21 protein-coding genes are annotated in these 21,138 nt (G+C 60.9%); 10 read left to right on the top strand and 11 right to left on the bottom strand.

Annotated features, from left to right (window positions below; all coding sequences use genetic code 11):
- Positions 1-32: 32 nt before the first annotated feature.
- The 6 genes from nei to AS136_RS04305 are packed head-to-tail and all read right to left on the bottom strand — an operon-like array spanning position 33 to position 4,596.
- The gene (nei, locus tag AS136_RS04330) at positions 33-824 is read right to left on the bottom strand and encodes an endonuclease VIII (RefSeq protein ID WP_023322240.1); all 792 of its coding nucleotides are present in this window, start codon (positions 822-824) and stop codon (positions 33-35) included.
- A gap of 15 nt (positions 825-839) precedes the next feature.
- Positions 840-1,484, bottom strand: a complete 645-nt coding sequence (pcp, locus tag AS136_RS04325) for a pyroglutamyl-peptidase I (RefSeq protein ID WP_012542429.1) — start codon at positions 1,482-1,484, stop codon at positions 840-842.
- Positions 1,485-1,513: 29 nt separating this feature from the next.
- Positions 1,514-2,266: a 5-oxoprolinase subunit PxpA gene (gene pxpA / locus AS136_RS04320; RefSeq protein WP_012542430.1), complete on the bottom strand. Its 753-nt coding sequence runs from the start codon at positions 2,264-2,266 to the stop codon at positions 1,514-1,516.
- The gene (gene pxpC, locus AS136_RS04315) at positions 2,256-3,188 is read right to left on the bottom strand and encodes a 5-oxoprolinase subunit PxpC (RefSeq protein WP_012542431.1); all 933 of its coding nucleotides are present in this window, start codon (positions 3,186-3,188) and stop codon (positions 2,256-2,258) included. The genes pxpA and pxpC overlap by 11 nt, the downstream gene beginning before the upstream one ends.
- Positions 3,182-3,838 (bottom strand): 5-oxoprolinase subunit PxpB, encoded by a 657-nt coding sequence (pxpB, locus tag AS136_RS04310; RefSeq protein WP_012542432.1) that lies wholly within the window; start codon positions 3,836-3,838, stop codon positions 3,182-3,184. The genes pxpC and pxpB overlap by 7 nt, the downstream gene beginning before the upstream one ends.
- A 14-nt stretch (positions 3,839-3,852) precedes the next feature.
- Positions 3,853-4,596, bottom strand: coding sequence for a type 2 GTP cyclohydrolase I (locus tag AS136_RS04305; RefSeq protein WP_008805677.1), 744 nt, complete (start codon positions 4,594-4,596; stop codon positions 3,853-3,855).
- Positions 4,597-4,864: 268 nt separating this feature from the next.
- Here AS136_RS04305 and AS136_RS04300 point away from each other — a divergent pair, with 268 nt between their 5' ends.
- The gene (locus tag AS136_RS04300) at positions 4,865-6,343 is read left to right on the top strand and encodes an MFS transporter (RefSeq protein ID WP_012542433.1); all 1,479 of its coding nucleotides are present in this window, start codon (positions 4,865-4,867) and stop codon (positions 6,341-6,343) included.
- On the opposite strand, the gene phrB is transcribed toward AS136_RS04300, so the two are convergent.
- Together phrB and AS136_RS04290 are read right to left on the bottom strand one after the other, a co-directional pair.
- A complete protein-coding gene (gene phrB, locus AS136_RS04295; RefSeq protein WP_023322239.1) occupies positions 6,315-7,757 on the bottom strand; it encodes a deoxyribodipyrimidine photo-lyase in 1,443 nt (480 codons plus the stop codon). The two genes, AS136_RS04300 and phrB, sit on opposite strands and share 29 nt — an antisense overlap.
- Positions 7,758-7,941: 184 nt before the next feature.
- On the bottom strand, positions 7,942-8,151 hold the full coding sequence (locus AS136_RS04290; protein WP_004142243.1) for a DUF2517 family protein: 210 nt from the start codon (positions 8,149-8,151) through the stop codon (positions 7,942-7,944).
- Positions 8,152-8,458: 307 nt separating this feature from the next.
- Here AS136_RS04290 and kdpF point away from each other — a divergent pair, with 307 nt between their 5' ends.
- Genes kdpF through kdpE form a run of 6 tightly spaced genes read left to right on the top strand, consistent with a single transcriptional unit; the run spans position 8,459 to position 16,244 of the window.
- Positions 8,459-8,548 carry a K(+)-transporting ATPase subunit F gene (kdpF, locus tag AS136_RS28030; RefSeq protein ID WP_020323459.1) on the top strand — a complete coding sequence of 30 codons (90 nt, stop codon included), beginning with the start codon at positions 8,459-8,461 and terminating at the stop codon, positions 8,546-8,548.
- Positions 8,548-10,227 (top strand): potassium-transporting ATPase subunit KdpA, encoded by a 1,680-nt coding sequence (kdpA, locus tag AS136_RS04285; protein WP_023322238.1) that lies wholly within the window; start codon positions 8,548-8,550, stop codon positions 10,225-10,227. The genes kdpF and kdpA overlap by 1 nt, the downstream gene beginning before the upstream one ends.
- A gap of 20 nt (positions 10,228-10,247) precedes the next feature.
- Positions 10,248-12,296 carry a potassium-transporting ATPase subunit KdpB gene (gene kdpB / locus AS136_RS04280; protein WP_008805672.1) on the top strand — a complete coding sequence of 683 codons (2,049 nt, stop codon included), beginning with the start codon at positions 10,248-10,250 and terminating at the stop codon, positions 12,294-12,296.
- Positions 12,297-12,306: 10 nt separating this feature from the next.
- Positions 12,307-12,882, top strand: coding sequence for a potassium-transporting ATPase subunit KdpC (gene kdpC, locus AS136_RS04275; protein WP_012542436.1), 576 nt, complete (start codon positions 12,307-12,309; stop codon positions 12,880-12,882).
- Positions 12,883-15,570: a two-component system sensor histidine kinase KdpD gene (gene kdpD / locus AS136_RS04270; RefSeq protein WP_012542437.1), complete on the top strand. Its 2,688-nt coding sequence runs from the start codon at positions 12,883-12,885 to the stop codon at positions 15,568-15,570.
- Positions 15,567-16,244 (top strand): two-component system response regulator KdpE, encoded by a 678-nt coding sequence (gene kdpE / locus AS136_RS04265; protein WP_023322237.1) that lies wholly within the window; start codon positions 15,567-15,569, stop codon positions 16,242-16,244. Before kdpD ends, kdpE begins: the two co-directional genes overlap by 4 nt.
- Here kdpE and AS136_RS04260 read toward each other — a convergent pair.
- From AS136_RS04260 to seqA, 3 genes are read right to left on the bottom strand one after another with little or no spacing between them, the layout of a single operon-like run.
- Entirely contained in the window at positions 16,226-16,663 is a 438-nt protein-coding gene (locus AS136_RS04260; RefSeq protein ID WP_008805669.1) for a hypothetical protein, read from the bottom strand. The genes kdpE and AS136_RS04260 overlap by 19 nt on opposite strands.
- Positions 16,664-16,717: 54 nt before the next feature.
- The gene (gene pgm, locus AS136_RS04255; protein WP_002894773.1) at positions 16,718-18,358 is read right to left on the bottom strand and encodes a phosphoglucomutase (alpha-D-glucose-1,6-bisphosphate-dependent); all 1,641 of its coding nucleotides are present in this window, start codon (positions 18,356-18,358) and stop codon (positions 16,718-16,720) included.
- Positions 18,359-18,390: 32 nt separating this feature from the next.
- Positions 18,391-18,939 carry a replication initiation negative regulator SeqA gene (seqA, locus tag AS136_RS04250; RefSeq protein WP_012542439.1) on the bottom strand — a complete coding sequence of 183 codons (549 nt, stop codon included), beginning with the start codon at positions 18,937-18,939 and terminating at the stop codon, positions 18,391-18,393.
- 183 nt (positions 18,940-19,122) lie between these two features.
- On the opposite strand from seqA, the gene ybfF reads away from it, so the two are divergent.
- The 3 genes from ybfF to fldA all read left to right on the top strand — a co-directional run bounded on the left by ybfF (position 19,123) and on the right by fldA (position 21,005).
- Complete coding sequence (gene ybfF / locus AS136_RS04245; RefSeq protein ID WP_008805666.1) at positions 19,123-19,896, top strand: esterase; 774 nt, start codon at positions 19,123-19,125, stop codon at positions 19,894-19,896.
- 133 nt (positions 19,897-20,029) lie between these two features.
- Positions 20,030-20,323, top strand: a complete 294-nt coding sequence (gene ybfE / locus AS136_RS04240; RefSeq protein WP_012542441.1) for a LexA regulated protein — start codon at positions 20,030-20,032, stop codon at positions 20,321-20,323.
- 151 nt (positions 20,324-20,474) lie between these two features.
- Positions 20,475-21,005 (top strand): flavodoxin FldA, encoded by a 531-nt coding sequence (gene fldA, locus AS136_RS04235; protein WP_002894765.1) that lies wholly within the window; start codon positions 20,475-20,477, stop codon positions 21,003-21,005.
- Positions 21,006-21,138: the final 133 nt, after the last annotated feature.

Here is a 21,138-nt window from a genome sequence, read left to right as displayed (position 1 = left end):
GGCGCGTTTTTTTATCTGCCTGACTGCCGGGCTTAATGCTGACATCCGGGACACCAGTAAAACGGCCGCGAGGAGAGTGTCGTCTTCTCAATCACACCCCCACAGCGCTCGCACCTTTCCCCGTCGCGATGGAAGACCTTAAAGCGAAACAGCGCGCCGTGATGCTTGTTGTCATCGGCCTGGCCGCGGGTGTGATACGACAACCGCGGAATAGCCAGCAGCGCGTGCGCCAGCGCATCCAGCTGACTATCGCTCAGTTCAGCGGCTTTACGCTTTCCGCTTAATCCCACCTGCCAGAGGATCTCCACCCGCAGATAGTTACCGAGCCCGGCCAGAAAAGCCTGATCCAGCAGCAGGCCGGAAAACTGACGATGGCGGAATTTGGCCGACAGCAGCCGCGCTTTCACCTCCTCCACGGTTAACGTCATATCCAGCACATCTGGCCCCACGCGCAGTAAAAACGGGTGATGGGCAACCTGCTCCGCCGTGAGCATCTCGATGTCCGAGGCGCTGTAAAGCAGAATCGCCTTGCGGGCGGTCTGCAGCCTGACGCGCAGCACCCGGTTAGAGGCGGGCTGTTCCCCGGCATCGACCACGCGCCAGACACCGTACAGCTGATTATGGCTGTACAGGGTCAGCCCGCCGGAGAAGTGTGTTAACAGGGCCTTGCCGTGGGTGGCGATATGGGTCACCCGCTGGCCAATCAACAGGCTTTGATAGGGTTGCAACTGCGGAAAGGCGAACCAGGCATCGGTTAAGGGTTCGCCTTTGATTGCCGCCTCCAGTTTATCCGCCGCGCGGCGGATCTCCGGACCTTCCGGCATACTGTCATCCTTCTGTTAATGGGTGGCGCCGCCGCCCAGTTTACTATCCACCGACTGGCGCAGCGCCACGGCAATGGCCGTTTCCAGCGCTTCCCGCACGGTGGCGGTCGCCATACTCGGCTCGCCGGGATGGGCCGCCGCCTGCGCCGGTAGCCATGGAATATGGATAAAGCCGCCCCTGACGCCAGCCTGCTCCTGCAGCTTATGTAGCAAACCATACATCACGTGATTGCAGACGAAGGTGCCGGCGGTTTGGGAGACCGAAGCCGGGATCCCGCGATCGCGCAACGCGCTGACGATCGCTTTGATCGGTAAGGTACTGAACCACGCCGCCGGCCCCCCGTCGACGATCGGCGTGTCGACAGGCTGCTGGCCTTTGTTATCGGGAATGCGCGCATCATCGACGTTGATAGCCACACGTTCAACGCTGATATCGACGCGACCGCCGGCCTGCCCAACGGCAATGACCAGCCTCGGCTGCAGGTCTTCTATCGCCGCGTAAAGCACCGACAGCGCCTCGCCAAACACACAGGGGAGCTGGCGGGCGATCACCGGCTGCCCGGCAATCATCGTCCCGTCCAGCTGCTTCACCACTTCCCATGAAGGGTTAACCGTTTCGCCATCAAAGGGTTCAAAACCGGTGAGCAATACTCCCGCCATCATCCTCTCCTTCGCGGTCATTCAGGTTGTCACGCTTCAGCGTCCAGTTGCGCGCTGACCAGAATATGGCGCCCGGCAAAGGCCGCCCGCAGACGGCGGGCAAAATCCAGCGCGTGCGGGCCATCGCCGTGCAGACACACCGTCTGCGCCACCACGTTCGCCCACTCGCCGCTGATGCTGCGCACCCGGTGGTGCTGCACCATCTCGAGGGTTTGCGCCAGAGCCTGCTCTTCGCTGTCGATCAGCGCGCCGGGCTGGCTGCGCGGCACCAGGCTACCGTCGGCCAGGTAGCCGCGGTCGGCAAACACCTCCTGGCGCGTCGTCAGACCATAGTGCTGCCCGGCGCGGATCAGTTCGCTGCCCGCCAGCCCCACCAGCACCAGCTTCGGGTTAACATCACGGATCGCGCGGGCGATCGCGTCCGCCAGCGGCGGCGACTTGGCCGCCTGGTTATAGAGCATGCCGTGCGGCTTCACATGCTGTAGCTCGCCGCCCTGCGCCTGAACGATCGCCGCCAGGGCGCCAATCTGATACAGCATCTGGGCATAGACCGTTTCCGGCGGCAGATCCATCGCCGTACGGCCAAAATTTTCCCGGTCGGGGTATCCCGGATGGGCGCCCACCGCCACGCCGTACTTCAGCGCCTCGCGTACGCTCTGCACCATCAGTCCGGCGTCGCCGGCATGAAAGCCGCAGGCGATATTCGCCGACGAGACCAGCTGGAGCAGCGCGCTATCGTTCGCGCCCCCTTCCCCGAGATCGGCATTGAGATCAATCATCATCGTGGAGTCTCCAGGCCAGTTGTTCAAGATAACGCTGGCGATCGGCCCGTGCTTTTAAGGCCTCCTCCAGCGAGCAGGCGACAAAGTGGATCGGCTGCCCCAGCGGGATCTGCGCCAGCTGGTACATATCAGCCTCAATAATGCAGGCGATGCGCGGATAGCCGCCGGTGGTTTGCGCATCGTTCATCAGGACGATGGGCTGGCCGTTATGCGGCACCTGCACTACGCCCGGCAGCAGACCGTGCGACAGCATCTCGCGATCGGTGATCCGTTTCAACGGCTGCCCCTGCAGGCGGTAGCCCATGCGATTGCTCTGCGGGCTGAGCTGCCAGGGGGAGCGCCAGAACGACGCCTGCGAGGCCGCATCAAACTCATGATACTCCGGGCCCGGCAGCGCGCGAATGCGGTTGCCCAGCGGCAGCTGCTTGACACCGCGCGAGGTGGTAAAGCGCCGAGCGGCTTTCCCGAGCTTCAGCTGATCGCCATCCTGCAGGCGGCGTCCTTCCAGACCGCCAATCCCCGCCTTAAGATCCGTGCTGCGCGAGCCAAGCACCACCGGGACCGCGACCCCGCCCGCCACCGCCAGATAGCTGCGGATGCCATGCTGCGGCGTTTTCAGCACCAACCGTTGCCCGGCCCGGTAGGCGGTGCGCCAACCCACCCAGACCGCTTTGCCGTCCAGCGTCGCTTCGCAGGCGGCGCCGGTCAGCGCGAACCAGCCGCTGCGGGCAAATTCGATCTCCACCTGACCGAGGGTAATCTCCAGCCCGGCGGCGTTCGCCTCGTTGCCAACCAGCAGATTGGCAATCACCAGCGAGGGATAATCCAGAGCGCCGCAGCGGCTGATGCCAGACTGGCGCAGGCCTTCTCGTCCACCGTCCTGTACCGAGGTGTACAGACCGGCGCGGATCAGGGTTAACATACCCCCTCCTTTTGCGGCACAAAGCGAATTTTATCGCCCACGCGCAACAGCGCAGGCTCCTTACGCGCCGGGTCAAACAGCGTCAACGCGGTCCGCCCCAGCAGCTGCCAGCCGCCGGGCGTCGCCAGCGGATAGATGCCGGTTTGCGCGCCGCCAATGCCCACCGATCCGGCCGGGACCCGCACGCGCGGTTCGGCGCGACGCGGGGTCGCCAGCGCCGGCGGCAGCCCGCCCAGGTAGGGGAATCCCGGCTGAAAACCAATAAACCAGACCAGGTATTCCACCGAGGCATGCAGCTCCACAACCTGTTTTTCACTCAGGCCGCTGTGTTGCGCCACCACCCCGAGATCCGGCCCGGCCTCGCCGCCGTACACGACCGGGATGGTTAATGACCTCGACTCCGGCTCCAGCGCAAGACTCTCCTCCCACCAGCGCTGCAGACGGTCTATCGCCTCCCACGCCATCTCCTGCGGGCGGCGGAGCACCACGGTGATATTGTTCATGCCGGGAATGGCGTCAACCACCTCTTCATGGTGAGACAGACGCTGGGCCAATCCCCAGATCCGTTGCTGGCTCTCGAGCGTGACCGGCGGCTCCAGCTCCAGCACGACGGCCGTTTCTCCTAACAGATAACAACGCGCTCGCTGCACTTTTCTCTCTCCCGTCAGGCAGGGTTAGGAATATCAATAAAGGTGACATCCAGGTCGGTCGTTTCCGTCAGCCATTCACTGAGGGCGCGAATGCCGCCCCGCTCGGTGGCGTGGTGGCCGGCGGCATAAAAATGCAGCCCCTGTTCGCGGGCAGAGTGAATAGTTTGTTCCGACACCTCGCCGGTAATAAACGCATCCACCCCAAAGCGCGCCGCGGCGTCGATAAAGCTCTGGCCGCCGCCGGTACACCAGGCGACGCGGCTGACGGTGTCCGGCCCGGTATCGCCGCACCATAACGGCTTGCGCCCCAGCCGCGCTTCGATCCACGAGGCCAGTTCGAGGCCGGAAACCGGCATCGACAGTTCGCCCCAAGGCACCAGCGGTTCGATTTCACCCAGCACGTTAATCCCCAGCAGATGCGCCAGTTGCGCGTTGTTGCCCAGCTCCGGGTGGGCATCCAGCGGCAGGTGCCAGCCGTAGAGATTGATATCGTTGGCCAGCAGAGTCTTCAGGCGGCGGCGCTTCATGCCGCGGATCACCGGCGACTCGTTTTTCCAGAAATAGCCATGATGGACGATCACCGCATCCGCCTGCAGCCGAACGGCTTCATCCAGCAGCGCCTGGCTGGCCGTCACCCCGGTGACGATCGTTTGCACCGTATCACGTCCTTCCACCTGCAGACCGTTAGGGGCGAAATCACTGATGGCCGCACTATTGAGCTTGTCGTTTATCAGTTGTTCCAGTTCGCTATTTTTCATCGCCACTCCAGCAGATAATCAGGGTATACAAAGGCATAACATAACCAGATCCATTCGGGCCGTCGATAGTCCACAACCGGCACCGACCATGACTTTTTTGTTAATCCCGCATTTTGTCTACCCACCCCATCGCGCATTCGTGTATATTTATGCATTAATAAAGCATATTAAATAAACAGAAAGCCCCTCAAGCCATGAATATGACTAATAAAGCGCTATTCATGCAGAACGATCGACTTTCGCTTTACGCCAGGAAACCACACTTCTCATGAAGACAACATCATCGCAACCGCGGGCGATTTACTACGTCGTGGCGCTGCAAATCTGGGAATATTTTAGCTTCTACGGCATGCGCGCCCTGCTGATCCTCTATCTCACCAATCAGCTCAAATATGACGATAACCACGCCTATGCCCTGTTCAGCGCCTACTGTTCGCTGGTCTATGTCACGCCGATCCTCGGCGGCTATCTGGCCGATAAGCTGTTAGGCAACCGGATGGCGGTCATGCTCGGCGCGCTGCTGATGGCCATTGGCCATCTGGTGCTCGGAGCCAGCGAAACCGCCCCAGTCTTCCTCTACCTGTCGCTGGCGATCATCGTCTGCGGCTACGGGTTGTTTAAATCCAACGTCAGCTGTCTGCTGGGCGAACTCTACGAACCTGCCGATCCGCGTCGCGACGGCGGCTTCTCGCTGATGTATGCCGCGGGCAATATCGGCTCGATTATCGCGCCGATCGCCTGCGGCTACGTACAGGAGGAGTATAGCTGGGCGATGGGCTTTGCCCTGGCGGCCATCGGCATGGTGGCGGGACTGGTGATTTTTCTCTGCGGCAACCGTCACTTCCAGCATACTGCCGGCGTCAACCGCCAGGCGCTGTGCGCGCGCCGCTTCCTGCTGCCGAACTGGGGCTGGCTGCTGGTGCTGCTGGTTACCGCCCCGCTGCTGATCGCCGTGCTGTTCTGGCAGGAGTGGTCGGTGTATGCCCTGATCGTGGCCACCGTTATCGGCCTGGCGGTGCTGGCGCGGATCTACCTGCGCGCTGAAACCGATAAACAGCGTAAGGATCTGCGCCTGATCGTCGTCCTCACCGCGTTTAGCCTGCTGTTCTGGGCCTTCGCCCAGCAGGGCGGGAGCTCCATCAGCCTGTATATTGACCGCTTCGTTAATCGCCATATCATGAGCTACGAAGTCCCTACCGCCATGTTCCAGTCGGTCAACGCCTTCGCGGTGATGCTCTGCGGGATGGTGCTGGCGTGGCTGGTGAAAGAGAGCGTCGGTGGCAATCGCACCGTGCGCATCTGGGGGAAATTTGCCCTCGGTCTGGGCCTGATGAGCGCCGGGTTCTGCATCCTGACCCTCAGCGCCCGCTGGTCGGCGGCCTATGGCCAGTCGTCCATGCCGCTGATGGTGCTGGGGCTGGCGGTGATGGGTTTTGCCGAACTGTTTATCGACCCGGTCGCCATGTCGCAAATCACCCGCATTGAGATCCCGGGGGTCACCGGGGTGCTGACCGGTATCTATATGCTGCTCTCCGGGGCCATCGCCAACTATCTGGCCGGCGTCATCGCCGACCAGACCTCGCAGGCGTCCTTCGACGCCGCCGGGGCAGTGAACTACTCCATTGACGCCTACATCAAGGTCTTCAGCCAGATCACCTGGGGCGCGCTGGCCTGTGTCGGCGTGGTGCTGGTCATCTGGCTGTATCACTCGCTGAAGGTCAGGACCCGCCGTCTGGCGGTGGAGTAATTCCTTTTCTGGCGGCCTCCCAGGCCGCCAGCGTCTCCTGCCGCGCCTGTTTGTGATCGACTATCGGGCGCGGATAATCCAGTTTGATCCCCTGTTTATCCGCCCACGCCCACGGCTGATGCAGCGCCTTCTCCGGCACCTTTGCCAGCTCAGGCAGCCATCGACGCATAAACACCCCCTGCTTATCAAACTTCTCGCCCTGGGTGGTGGGGTTAAATATGCGGAAATAGGGCGCGGCGTCGGTGCCTGTCGAGGCCGCCCACTGCCAGCCGCCGTTGTTCGCCGCCAGGTCGCCATCAATCAGTTGACTCATGAAGTAGCGCTCCCCTGCCCGCCAGTCGAGGCGCAGATCTTTCGTCAGGAAGCTGGCGACAATCATGCGCAACCGGTTATGCATCCAGCCGGTGGCGTTAAGCTGGCGCATCGCGGCATCGACTATCGGAAAGCCGGTCTCCCCGCGCTGCCAGGCCTGCAGGGCGGCGTCATCTTCACGCCAGGCGACCTTATCAGTCCATGCGATAAACGGGCGTCCTTTACAGAGTTTCGGATAGTAGACCATCAGATGGCGGTAAAACTCGCGCCAGATCAGCTCATTAAGCCAGGTGGCACCTGCCCCACCGTCCAGCGCGGCGGGGTGTTCCGTCAGCAGACGATGCAGGCACTGGCGCGGTGACAACACCCCGGTGGCCAGGCAGGGCGACAGGCGACTGGTCCCTTCCACGGCGGGGAAGTCACGCTGCCCCTCATACTCCGCCGCCGGTTGCTGACAAAACGCGCGCAGCCGCGCCAGCGCCGTTTTTTCATCCGCGGCAAACAGCAGCCCATCGAACGGCGTTTGCGGGTAGTTGAGCTCAGGCAGCGGCGGCGCCTGGCGGGCAGGCGCCTGGCGCGGCTTCGGCGCCGCCACGCACGCCGGGAGCCCGTCCCGCAGACGGCGAATAAACGCATTCTTAAACGGCGTGAAAACTTTATACATTTCGCCGCTGCCGGTCATGACGCTGCCGGGCGGCAACAGGACGCTGTCTTCAAAGCCCTGGCAAATGACATCGCGCAAGGTGTTCTCAACGGCGGCATCGCGCTGACGTTCATTGAATTCGTACTGATAGTTGTAGAACAGGTGACTGACCTGGTGCTGCTGGCAGAAATGGGCCAGCCGTTCGACGCTGGCGGTAAAATCGTCCGCCTCTTCGACCCACAGCGGTATGCCCCGTTCCGCCAGCGCGGTGTGCAGACTGTGCAAATGGCTGACGATAAACGCGGCCTGCCGCGGCGCCAGGTGATGCTCACGCCACTGCCCCGGGGTGGCGATATACAGCGCCAGCACCTGCGCCTGCGGATCCCGGCAGGCGGCGGCCAGCGCCAGGTTATCGTGAATGCGTAAATCCGTGCGTAACCAGACCAGATGGGTGGCCATATAACTCCTCGATATCCGTCAGCAAAACTCATCTCATGATATAAGCCGGAAAAAATAGCGCGCTCCGGCAAAATAAGCACCTGCCAATTCCACTGCGGTGCATGAAAACGAGTGTAGACAAGCGACGAAAAAAAACCGCCGGGGGCAACCGGCGGTTTTCTTGTCTTCGTCGCAGCAGGACGGATTAATAGAAATCGTGAGCGGCTTTTTCCGCCTGCGCCATCCACACCGGCTGCTCGCTGGTTTTCGACCACACCCGGTGCAGCCAGCTGTAATAGCGGGCGCGATCTTTCCAGAACAGCATCACCGGCAGCGCCGCGACGCCAGCCACGACGGCGAAAGCACGACGCAGTAAAATAATATGAGCAGGATAAGCTTTGTACAACGCCATCATTTCTCTCCCCTTTGTCAGGCCGGCAAGCAGCGCCGGTAAAATTAATCATGTTTGTCTGAGCAAAATAATACCGCTCTGGTTGTAATTTTACTACTCATCCGACCACTAAAAAGCACGTATTTATACTTAATTTACATTCACCACGTAAATTAGTTACAAAAAAGTTAAATTAATACTAACCATCAGTTAAATTGTGCCTTTGTCATTTTTATACTTTTTTTACACCGCGCCCGCCGATTTTTGCGAAATCTTTGCGCCGTAATTCCTATTCTCCTGGTAAATCAAAAAAGACACCCGGAGGTGGATTGTGACTGCAGGCGTACTCACTGGCGTTGGGCTGGTGTTCCTGTTACTGGCTTATCTGGTTTATGCCTTGATACACGCGGAGGCATTCTGATGGCTGCCCAGGGATTTTTATTATTAGCCAGCTACCTGCTGGTGCTGCTGGTGCTGGCGCGCCCGCTGGGGACGTGTCTGGCGAGGATGGTGAACGATATCCCGCTTCCCGGCCTGGCCGGCGTCGAGCGCGTCCTGTGGCGCGTGGCCGGGATCCGCGCCGAGGAGATGGGCTGGCTGCAGTATTTGCTGGCGATCCTGCTGTTTAACGCCCTCGGCGGCCTGGCCCTGTTTGCCCTGCTGATGCTCCAGGGCGTGTTGCCGTTTAACCCGCAGCATCTACCGGGATTGTCATGGGATCTGGCGCTCAATACCGCGGTCAGCTTTGTCAGCAATACCAACTGGCAGGCTTACGCCGGCGAAAGCACCATGAGCTATCTCAGCCAGATGGTCGGCCTGACGGTGCAGAATTTTCTCTCTGCCGCCACCGGGATCGCCGTGGTATTCGCCCTGACCCGCGCCTTCGCCCGGCAGAAAATGTCCACCCTTGGCAATGCCTGGGTCGACCTGACGCGCATTACCCTGTGGCTGCTGCTGCCGCTCTCCCTGCTGGTGGCCCTGTTCTTTATTCAGCAGGGTGTGCCGCAGAATCTGCTGGCCTACCAGCCCTTTACCACCCTCGAAGGGGCGCACCAGCTGTTGCCGATGGGGCCTGTCGCCTCGCAGGAAGCGATTAAGCTGCTGGGCACCAACGGCGGCGGTTTCTTTAACGCCAACTCCGCTCACCCGTTTGAAAACCCGACCGCGCTGACCAATCTCGTGCAGATGCTGGCAATCTTCCTGATCCCGGCGGCACTGTGCTTCGCCTTCGGCGAGGTGGTGAGCGATCGACGTCAGGGACGCGCCATCCTGTGGGCAATGACGTTGATCTTTATCCTCTGCGTCGCCGTGGTGATGTGGGCGGAAACTCGCGGCAACCCCCACCTGCTGACGCTGGGCGCTGACAGTAGCCTGAATATGGAAGGTAAAGAGAGTCGCTTCGGTATTCTCGCCAGCAGTCTGTTCGCGGTGATCACCACTGCCGCCTCCTGCGGCGCGGTCAATGCCATGCATGACTCCTTCACCGCGCTGGGCGGCATGGTGCCGATGTGGCTGATGCAGATTGGCGAAGTGGTGTTCGGCGGCGTCGGTTCGGGCCTGTACGGCATGCTGCTGTTCGTTATGCTGGCGGTATTTATCGCCGGGCTGATGGTCGGCCGCACTCCGGAGTATCTCGGGAAGAAAATCGATGTCCGGGAAATGAAAATGATCGCCCTCGCCATTCTGGTCACCCCGACGCTGGTGCTGCTTGGCACGGCGCTGGCGATGATGACCGACGCCGGCCGCGCCGGGATGTTCAACCCTGGACCGCACGGCTTTAGCGAAGTGCTGTACGCCGTCACCTCGGCGGCTAATAACAACGGCAGCGCCTTCGCTGGCCTGGGTGCGGCGACGCCGTTCTGGAACCTGCTGCTGGCGTTCTGCATGCTGGTCGGCCGCTTCGCCGTCATCATTCCGGTGATGGCCATCGCCGGCTCGCTGGTGGCGAAGAAAATTCAACCGGCCAGCCCCGGTACCCTCGCCACCCACGACGCCCTGTTTATCGGTTTACTGATCGGCACCGTGCTGCTGGTGGGCGCCCTGACCTTTATTCCTGCGCTGGCGCTTGGCCCGCTGGCTGAACACTTTTCCTTACTTTGAGCGATGCGGAGCACCCTGTTATGAGTCGCAAACAATTAGCCCTGCTGGAGCCGACGCTGGTGCGCCAGGCGCTGCTGGATGCCGTGAAAAAACTCAGCCCGATGGTGCAATGGCGCAATCCGGTGATGTTTATCGTCTGGGTGGGCAGCCTGTTAACTACCCTGCTGGCGATCGCCATGGCTGGCGGCGCCCTGACCGGTAGCGCCACCTTTACCGCCGCCGTCAGCATCTGGCTGTGGTTTACCGTGCTGTTCGCTAACTTTGCCGAAGCGATGGCGGAAGGCCGCAGCAAAGCCCAGGCCAACAGCCTGAAAGGGGTGAAAAAAACGGCCTTCGCCCGCAAACTGCGCGCCCCGCAGCATGACGCGACGGTCGACCACGTGCCAGCGGAAGACCTGCGCAAAGGCGACGTGGTGCTGGTGGAAGCCGGGGATATTATCCCCTGCGATGGCGAAGTCATCGAAGGCGGCGCCTCGGTGGACGAAAGCGCCATTACCGGCGAGTCTGCCCCGGTGATCCGTGAATCCGGTGGCGATTTTGCCTCGGTGACCGGCGGGACACGCATTCTCTCCGACTGGCTGGTGATCCGCTGCAGCGTGAACCCGGGAGAAACCTTCCTCGACCGGATGATCGCCATGGTGGAAGGCGCCCAGCGCCGTAAAACGCCGAACGAGATCGCCCTGACGATCCTGCTGATCGCCCTGACGCTGGTGTTCCTGCTGGCCACCGCCACCATCTGGCCCTTCTCGGCGTGGAGCGGCAATGCGGTCAGCGTTACCGTGCTGGTCGCCCTGCTGGTGTGCCTGATCCCGACCACCATCGGCGGGCTGCTGTCGGCCATCGGCGTCGCCGGGATGAGTCGTATGCTCGGCGCCAACGTCATCGCCACCAGTGGCCGCGCGGTGGAGGCCGCTGGCGACGTCGATGTCCTGCTGCTGGATAAAACCGGGACCATTACCCTTGGCAACCGTCAGGCTTCCGCCTTCCTGCCGGCGCGCGGCGTGGAAGAGCGAACCCTCGCCGACGCCGCCCAGCTCTCCTCGCTGGCGGATGAAACCCCTGAGGGGCGCAGCATCGTGGTGCTGGCGAAACAGCGCTTTAACCTGCGCGAACGCGATCTGCAGTCGCTGCACGCCACCTTTGTCCCCTTTACCGCGCAAACGCGGATGAGCGGCATCAATATTGATCAACGCATGATCCGCAAAGGGTCGGTGGACGCCATTCGCCGCCACGTGGAGGCCAACGGCGGCCACTTCCCTGCCGATGTCGATAAGCAGGTGGAAGAGGTCGCCCGCCAGGGGGCCACACCGCTGGTGGTCGCCGAAGGGGAAAAGGTGCTGGGGATTATTTCGCTCAAAGATATCGTTAAAGGCGGTATCAAAGAACGTTTCGCCCAGCTGCGCAAAATGGGCATTAAAACGGTGATGATCACCGGCGATAACCGCCTGACCGCCGCGGCGATCGCCGCCGAGGCCGGGGTCGATGATTTCCTCGCCGAAGCGACGCCGGAAGCCAAGCTGGCGTTGATCCGCCAGTATCAGTCGGAAGGTCGGCTGGTGGCGATGACCGGCGACGGCACCAACGATGCGCCCGCGCTGGCTCAGGCCGACGTGGCGGTGGCCATGAACTCCGGCACCCAGGCGGCGAAGGAAGCAGGCAACATGGTCGACCTGGATTCCAACCCCACCAAGCTGATTGAGGTGGTCCATATCGGCAAACAGATGTTAATGACGCGCGGCTCGCTGACTACCTTCAGTATTGCCAACGACGTGGCGAAATATTTCGCCATTATTCCGGCGGCATTTGCCGCGGTCTATCCCCAGCTGGCCATGCTGAACGTGATGGGCCTGCATTCGCCGTCGTCAGCGATCCTTAGCGCCGTTATCTTTAACGCGCTGATCATCGTCTTCCTGATCCCGCTGGCCCTGAAAGGCGTGAGCTATCGCCCACTCTCCGCCTCGGCGATGCTGCGCCGCAACCTGTGGATCTACGGCCTCGGCGGTCTGCTGGTGCCCTTTATCGGTATTAAAGCCATCGACCTGCTGCTGACCCTGAGCGGTCTGGTGTGAGGAAAAAACTATGTCATTGATTCGTCCAGCACTTGTGCTATTTATTCTGTTAACGCTGCTCACCGGCGGCGTCTATCCTCTGCTGACCACCAGCCTGGGACAATGGTGGTTTAACTCACAGGCCAACGGCTCGCTGATCCGCCTGAACGGTGAGGTGCGCGGCTCCGGACTGATTGGCCAGAACTATACTGCCGCAGGCTATTTCCAGGGCCGCCCGTCGGCCACCGCTGAGACGGCGGATAATCCCATGGCGTCAGGCGGCAGCAACCTTGCCGCCAGCAACCCGGCGCTGGATAAAGCGGTGAGCGAGCGCGTACAGGCCCTGCGCGCCGCGAACCCGGACGCCGACCCGCGGGTGCCGGTCGAGCTGGTCACCACCTCGGCGAGCGGTCTCGATAACAACCTGACCCCGGCCGCCGCGCTGTGGCAGGTCCCCCGGGTGGCTAAAGCGCGCCAGCTGAGCGTTGAGCAGGTAAGCCAGCTGGTGAACCAGGCCACACAAACCCCGCTGCTGAGCTTCCTTGGTCAGCCGGTGGTCAATATACTGCAACTCAATATGGCGCTGGATGCCCTGAAGGATAAGTAAATGAGTGACGAGCCGCTGCGCCCGGACCCTGACCGCCTGCTGCAGCACACCGCCGCCCCGCATCGCGGCAAACTGAAAGTGTTCTTCGGCGCCTGCGCCGGGGTGGGGAAAACCTGGGCGATGCTGGCGGAAGCGCAGCGGCTGCGCGCCCAGGGGCTGGATATTCTGATTGGCGTGGCGGAGACCCACGGCCGAAAAGAGACCGCTGCGATGCTGGAGGGCCTGAGCACCCTGCCGCCGCGGCGGCTCGCTCATCGCGGGCGGTACGTGTATGAGTTCGATCTCGACGCCGCCCTCGCCCGCCGTCCGGCGCTGATTCTGGTGGATGAGCTGGCGCACAGCAATGCGCCCGGCTCCCGCCATCCGAAGCGCTGGCAGGATGTGGATGAACTGCTGGAGGCCGGAATTGATGTCTTTACCACCGTCAACGTCCAGCATCTGGAAAGCCTGAACGACGTCGTCAGCGGGATCACCGGCGTGCAGGTGCGGGAGACCGTTCCCGACCCCTTCTTTGACGCCGCGGACGACGTGGTGCTGGTGGACCTCCCCCCTGACGATCTGCGCCAGCGGCTCAATGAGGGCAAAGTCTATATCGGCGGCCAGGCCGAGCGCGCCATCGAAAACTTTTTCCGCAAGGGAAACCTGATTGCGCTGCGCGAGCTGGCTCTGCGCCGCACCGCCGACCGCGTCGATGAACAGATGCGCGCCTGGCGCGACCGCCAGGGCCAGGAGAAAGTCTGGCACACCCGCGATGCGATCCTGCTCTGTATCGGGCACAACACCGGCAGCGAAAAGCTGGTGCGCGCCGCCGCCCGGCTCGCCGCCCGCCTGGGCAGCGTCTGGCATGCAGTGTATGTCGAGACCCCTTCCCTGCACCGCCTGCCGGAAGCCCGGCGGCGGGCTATTCTCGCCGCGCTGCGTCTGGCCCAGGAGCTGGGGGCCGAAACCGCCACCCTCTCCGACCCGTCGGAAGAGAAAGCGGTCCTCCATTACGCCCGCGAGCATAACCTCGGCAAAATCGTCATCGGCCGCCAGCGCAAACGCCGCTGGTGGGATCGCAGCGGCTTCGCCGACCGTCTGGCTCGCCATGCGCCGGACCTCGATCTGGTGGTGATCGCCCTCGATGAAAAACCGTCCCCTCTCCCTGCCCGGGCCAACGACAGCCGTACGGCGCTGGAAAAGTGGCGCCTGCAGCTGCAGGGCTGCGCGGTGGCGGTGGCGCTATGCGCCATCATCACCCTGGTGGCCATGCAGTGGTTGATGGCCTTCGAAGCCGCCAACCTGGTGATGCTCTATCTGCTGGGGGTGGTGATCATCGCCCTGGTCTATGGCCGCTGGCCGTCGGTGCTGGCGACGGTGATCAACGTTATCAGCTTCGATCTGTTTTTTGTCGCCCCGCGCGGGACGCTGGCGGTGTCAGATGTCCAGTATCTGCTCACCTTCGGCGTGATGCTCACTGTGGGCCTGCTTATCGGTAACCTCACCGCTGGCGTACGCTACCAGGCGCGGGTGGCGCGCTACCGTGAACGCCGTACCCGCCACCTGTATGAGATGTCTAAAGCGCTGGCGGTGGGTCGTAGCCAGCAGGATATCGCCACCACCAGCGAGCGCTTCATCGCCTCCACCTTTCAGGCCCGCAGCCAGTTGCTGCTGCCGGACGCCCAGGGAAAACTGCTGCCCTTAACCCACCAGCCAGGGCTGACCCCATGGGATGACGCCATCGCCCGCTGGAGCTTTGATAAGGGGCAGCCTGCCGGCGCCGGCACCGATACCCTGCCCGGCGTGCCGTACCAAATTTTACCGCTGAAGAGCGCCGCCCGCACCTGGGGACTACTGGTGGTGGAACCGGAGAATCTGCGCCAGCTGATGATCCCGGAGCAGCAGCGGCTGCTGGAGACCTTTACCCTGCTGGTGGCCAGCGCCCTGGAGCGCCTCACCCTGACCGCCAGCGAAGAGCAGGCCCGGCTGACCAGCGAGCGGGAAAGCCTGCGTAACTCGCTGCTCGCCGCCCTGTCGCACGATCTGCGTACTCCGCTAACCGTGCTGTTTGGCCAGGCGGAAATTCTGACCCTCGATCTGGCCAGCGAAGGTTCAAAGCATGCTCCTCAGGCCAATGAAATTCGCCAGCATGTGCTCAACACCACCCGTCTGGTGAACAACCTGCTGGATATGGCGCGGATCCAGTCCGGCGGCTTTAATCTGCATAAGGAGTGGCTGACGCTGGAGGAAGTGGTCGGCAGCGCGCTGCGCATGCTCGAACCGAGCCTCGGCGGCCAGCACATTCAGTTGGATCTCCCCGATCCCCTCCAGCTGGTGCATGTCGACGGGCCGCTGTTCGAGCGGGTGCTGATCAACCTGCTGGAAAATGCCCATAAGTATGCCGGCGCCCGGGCGAACATCGGCATCCGCGCCGAGGCGGACGCCCGGCAGCTGTCGCTGGAGGTATGGGATAACGGTCCGGGGATCCCGGCAGGCCAGGAACAGGCTATCTTTGATAAATTCGCCCGCGGCAACAAAGAGTCGGCGATCCCTGGCGTCGGGCTGGGCCTTGCCATATGTCAGGCCATCGTCGACGTTCACGGCGGGACCATCTCCGCCAGCAACCGGCCCGAGGGCGGTGCCTCATTCCGTGTTACACTGCCGGGAGAAACGCCCCCTGAACTGGAAGAGCTACCTGAGGAATTGTGATTAACGTTCTGATTATCGAAGACGAACACGCTATCCGACGCTTTCTGCGCACCGCGCTGGAAGCCGACGGCATGCGCGTATTTGAAGCGGAAACCCTGCAGCGTGGGCTGATTGAAGCCGCCACCCGCAAGCCCGACCTCGCGATCCTCGATCTGGGCCTGCCGGATGGTGACGGCATTGATTTTATTCGCGACCTGCGTCAGTGGAGCCAGATGCCGATTATCGTCCTGTCAGCGCGTAGCGAAGAGCATGACAAAATTGCCGCCCTGGATGCCGGCGCCGATGACTACTTAAGTAAACCCTTTGGCATCGGCGAGCTACAGGCCCGCCTGCGCGTCGCGCTGCGTCGCCACGGCGCGGCGCAGGCCGATGAGCCAGTGGTGCGCTTCGCTGACCTGGAGGTCAATATCCCCGCCCGCCGCATCCTGCGCGGCAGCGAAGAGATCCACCTGACGCCCATCGAGTTTCGTCTGCTGACGGCGCTGTTGAATAATCCCGGCAAAGTGCTTACCCAGCGCCAGTTGCTGAATCAGGTGTGGGGGCCTAACGCCGTGGAGCACAGCCACTATCTGCGGATCTATATGGGTCATTTGCGACAAAAGCTGGAGGCCGATCCGGCACGGCCGCAGCATTTGCTGACCGAAACCGGCATTGGCTATCGCTTTATGCCCTGAGCGCCGCCTCTGCAGTACCAGAGGCTGGCGATTTTCAGCCCTTCAGAGAGCAGCAAAAAACCGGCCAGGATCGCTACATGCCTGACGCCGGCAGCCTGAATCAGCCACAGACCCAGCGACAGCGAAGGCTGCATAAACACCAGTCTGAGCGGCGCCTGCCCCCAGGCCAGCCACAGCGCATAGCGGCTCTGACGGAAAAAGAGGATCATCGATAGCGGGATGCTGATAATCAGCAGAACATTCAGCGGATACAGCCAGACCGCCCCAGAGCCGTAAGTATGCAGCAGCTGGAGATAAGCCAGCAGGTCGTCGTAAAAAGGGAGGCGGCGGTGGGCAATATTCCACCATAAGAATTGCAGGACGAAAAAGAGATCCATCCACGCCCAGAATAAAAACAGGGACTTCCGTTGTATTTTCATCGCTATCCTTGCGAAAAAAATCAGGCCCACAAGGGGCCTGATGTTTGGCTGCGGTTACGCGTTCTTCAGCACTTCGCTGACAATCTCTACCGCTTCTTTTTCAATCAGCTTGCGATGCTCTTCGCCGAGGAAGCTTTCGCAGTAGATCTTGTAGGCGTCTTCGGTGCCTGACGGACGCGCCGCGAACCAGCCGTTGTCGGTCATCACCTTCAGGCCGCCAATCGCCGCCCCGTTGCCCGGCGCCGCGGTCAGACGAGCAGTGATCGGATCGCCCGCCAGGGTGTCAGCGCTGACCATTTCCGGAGAGAGCTTGGACAGCGCCGCTTTTTGCGCGGAGGTCGCGGAAGCCTGCAGGCGGTTGTAGCTCGGCGCACCAAAGCGTTCCGCCAGTTCGTTGTAATGCTCCTGCGGGTTTTTCCCGGTCACCGCGGTGATTTCCGCCGCCAGCAGGCACATGATGATGCCGTCTTTATCGGTGGACCATGGCGTGCCGTCAAAGCGCAGGAAGGAGGCCCCGGCGCTCTCTTCGCCGCCGAAGCCGAAGCTGCCGTCGAACAGGCCGTCGACAAACCATTTAAAGCCCACCGGCACTTCCACCAGCTTGCGGCCCAGATCGTTCACCACGCGGTCAATCATCGCTGAGGAGACCAGCGTTTTACCCACCGCCACCTCTTTGCCCCACTGCGGACGATGCTGGAACAGGTAGTTGATCGCTACCGCCAGGTAGTGGTTCGGGTTCATCAGCCCGGCTGGGGTGACAATCCCGTGGCGGTCGTAATCCGGATCGTTAGCAAACGCCAGATCGAACTTATCGCGCAGCGCCAGCAGGCCCGCCATCGCACACTCTGAGGAGCAGTCCATACGGATGGCGCCGTCTTTATCGAGGTGCATAAAGCGGAAAGTCTGGTCAACCTGATCGTTCACAATGGTCAGATTGAGCTTGTAGTGTTCGCCAATGCGTTTCCAGTATTCGATACCGGACCCGCCCAGCGGATCGACGCCCAGTGTCAGGCCCGCTTTCTGGATCGCCGCCATGTCGACGATGTCCGCCAGCCCCTCAATGAACGGCTGCACCAGATCCTGTTCTTTAACGTGACCAGAAGCCAGCGCCGCGTCCAGAGAAATGCGTTTCACGCCCTGCAGGCCGGCGGCCAGCAGTTCGTTGGCGCGGTTTTCCACCACTTTGGTGACGTTGGTATCAGCCGGGCCGCCGTTTGGCGGGTTGTACTTGATACCACCATCTTCCGGCGGGTTGTGTGACGGGGTGATCACAATGCCGTCTGCCAGCGGACCGCCTTTCTTGTTATGCACCAGAATCGCATTGGAGACCGCCGGCGTCGGAGTGAAGCCGTTGTTTTCCTGCACGATCACGTCAACGCCGTTGGCGGTTAACACTTCCAGCACCGAAATAAACGCCGGCTCGGAGAGAGCGTGGGTATCTTTGCCGACATAGCACGGACCGGTGATCCCGTTCTTCGCACGATCTTCCGCAATGGCCTGGGCGATGGCCAGGATATGCGGTTCGTTGAAGTTGTGGCGCGCCGCGCTACCGCGATGGCCAGAGGTGCCGAATTTTACCGCATGCTCCGCATTACCGACTTCAGGCTTCAGCACGTAGTACTGAGCAGTCAGTTGGGCGACGTTAATCAAATCACTCTGTTGCGCAGGCTGCCCCGCACGTTTATCGATTGCCATTGCCTGATCCTTCTGGTGCAAATGTTAAAAAGCTAGATCGTGCCGCAAACCTTTTCAATCAGCTCCGCAGGGAACTGCATCGACTGCATGATGTGCTCAATCATGCTGCATTTACGGCCGGTATTGGTATTAGTGATAACCCACCACGGTGTACCAGGAACCTGTTTTGGTTTGGTCTGATTACCGCTTTTCAGCAGCGTACGCGCATCTTCTGCAAAGTAGACGCGCGTGCGGCCATGCAGAGACTCAGTCGCCTCGGCAAATGCTTTATTGTCCAGAGAATAGAGGGTCGTCAACACCAGCATGAAACGGTTCACCGCACGCTTCTGCTCGGCGTATTCATCAGATAACAACAGCTCACGCATGGCGCGGACTTTATCTTTCGCCGGGTTAGCGGGTTTCACCTCCACGGCAGGCGCTGGCGCCAGTGCCGGCGCGGCTTTGCTGACCGGTGTAGCCGGTTGGGAAACGGCGGAAAATTTCAGCATGCGCCGTAAAATGTCGGATGCGCTCTCGCCGATATGCAGAGTGTGGCTGGCAATATAGCGATAGAGTTCATCATCAACTTCAATTGTTTTCATCTTAATCCAGTGCGATATCTTTTCTGAATACAAATCGTTGGGATTATAAGTACAAATCCCAACCGCGGATAGCGTCAAACCAGGATGGCGGTAAAACTCAGAAAACTTCTGGGTCTTGCAGCCGGATGGCAGAATGTCCAACATAATACCCTAACCCGACGGAGCGAAAAAAAGAACTTTGCCATGAAATTAAATAGCCGAGCGCAATCTGCACAGAATCCGCACAACCACTCCCCGATCGTGCTGGTCCACGGTCTGTTTGGCAGCCTGGACAACCTGGGCATCCTCGCCCGCGACCTGATCGCCGACCACGATATTGTGCAGGTCGATATGCGCAACCACGGTTTGTCGCCGCGATCGCCAGAGATGACCTACCCCGCCATGGCGCAGGATCTGCTTGATACGCTCGACGCGCACCAGATCGAGCGCGCCACCTTTATCGGCCATTCGATGGGCGGGAAAGCGGTGATGGCGTTGACCGCCCTGGCGCCGGAACGCATCAGCGGACTGGTGGCGATCGATATCGCGCCGGTGGATTATCATGTGCGCCGCCATGATGAGATCTTCGCCGCTATCCGCGCCGTCAGCGAATCCTCCGCCAACAGCCGCCAGCAGGCGGCGCAGGTGATGCGTGAGCATCTGCGGGAAGAGGGCGTGATTCAGTTCCTGCTGAAATCTTTTGTCGACGGCGAATGGCGCTTTAACGTGCCGGTGCTGTGGGACCAGTACCCGCATATCGTCGGCTGGGAAACCATTCCGGCCTGGCCGCACCCGACGCAGTTTATTCCCGGCGGCAACTCGCCCTATGTGACCGACGCCTACCGCGACGCGCTGCTGGCGCAGTTCCCGCAGGCCCGGGCGCACGTCATCGCTGGCGCCGGACACTGGGTGCATGCCGAGAAACCCGAGGCGGTGTTACGCGCCATCCGCCGCTATCTGACGAGCATCGCCGCCTGATTGGCTAAAATATGCCCGACCGCGCCGCAGAATGCCCGCGGTCGTTGGCGCAGCCGTTCGCCTGATGTATGATGGCGCGCTATCTGCGCCGGCTAGAGCCCGGCAGCTTGTTTCCCCGAAGTCACTCAGAATCATGGCAAAAGAACAAACGGACCGTACGACATTAGATTTGTTCGCAAACGAGCGTCGCCCGGGAAGACCGAAAACCAATCCGCTGTCGCGCGATGAACAACTGCGCATCAACAAACGTAACCAGCTGAAACGCGATAAGGTTCGCGGGCTGAAGCGCGTCGAGTTAAAACTCAACGCCGACGCGGTCGATGCGCTCAATGAACTGGCGGAAGCGCGTAATATGAGCCGCAGCGATCTCATTGAAGAGATGCTGATGACTCAATTGCGCGCCCTGCACAGCCAGGGAAAAGTCTAACTTTCCGCGAAAAATCCGCATTCGTGTAGCAGAGTGTGCAGTCGGGCGTGATTGCTGTTTCCGCGCCCTTGCCTGTTCTGCTATGATTGCCGTTATCTATGGGCATCGCGTCCCTACCACATCATTTAAGTTTCAAGAGGTTATTTTACTCATGGCAATCATCGGCATCTTTTTTGGCAGCGACACCGGCAACACCGAAAATATTGCAAAAATGATTCAAAAGCAGCTTGGTAAAGATGTTGCTGATGTTCACGACATTGCCAAAAGCAGCAAAGAAGACCTGGAAGCCCACGACATTCTGCTGCTCGGTATCCCGACCTGGTACTACGGCGAAGCGCAGTGTGACTGGGACGACTTCTTCCCGACGCTGGAAGAGATCGACTTCAATGGTAAACTGGTGGCGCTGTTCGGCTGTGGCGACCAGGAAGACTACGCAGAATACTTCTGCGACGCGCTGGGCACCATCCGCGACATCATTGAGCCGCGCGGCGCGACCATCGTCGGTCACTGGCCGACAGCCGGGTATCATTTTGAGGCCTCCAAAGGCCTGGCGGATGACGACCACTTCGTCGGCCTCGCCATTGATGAAGACCGCCAGCCGGAGCTGACCAACGAGCGCGTTGAGAAATGGGTGAAGCAGGTTGCCGAAGAGCTGCACCTCGAAGAAATCAAAAACGCCTGATGATTAAGCGGCGCAATCATTGAGTTGCGTCGCATTAATAGACAAAAGCAATCAAACTAATAGCTACAAGTTTTTAACTTTTAATCACATATCTGTACAATGTCCTCTGATTCTACGAGGCACGTGACGCAGT

It is taken from the genome of Klebsiella sp. D5A, assembly GCF_001620885.1.
Classification (GTDB): domain Bacteria; phylum Pseudomonadota; class Gammaproteobacteria; order Enterobacterales; family Enterobacteriaceae; genus Klebsiella; species Klebsiella variicola.
This window is presented reverse-complemented; position numbering and strand designations above follow the sequence as displayed.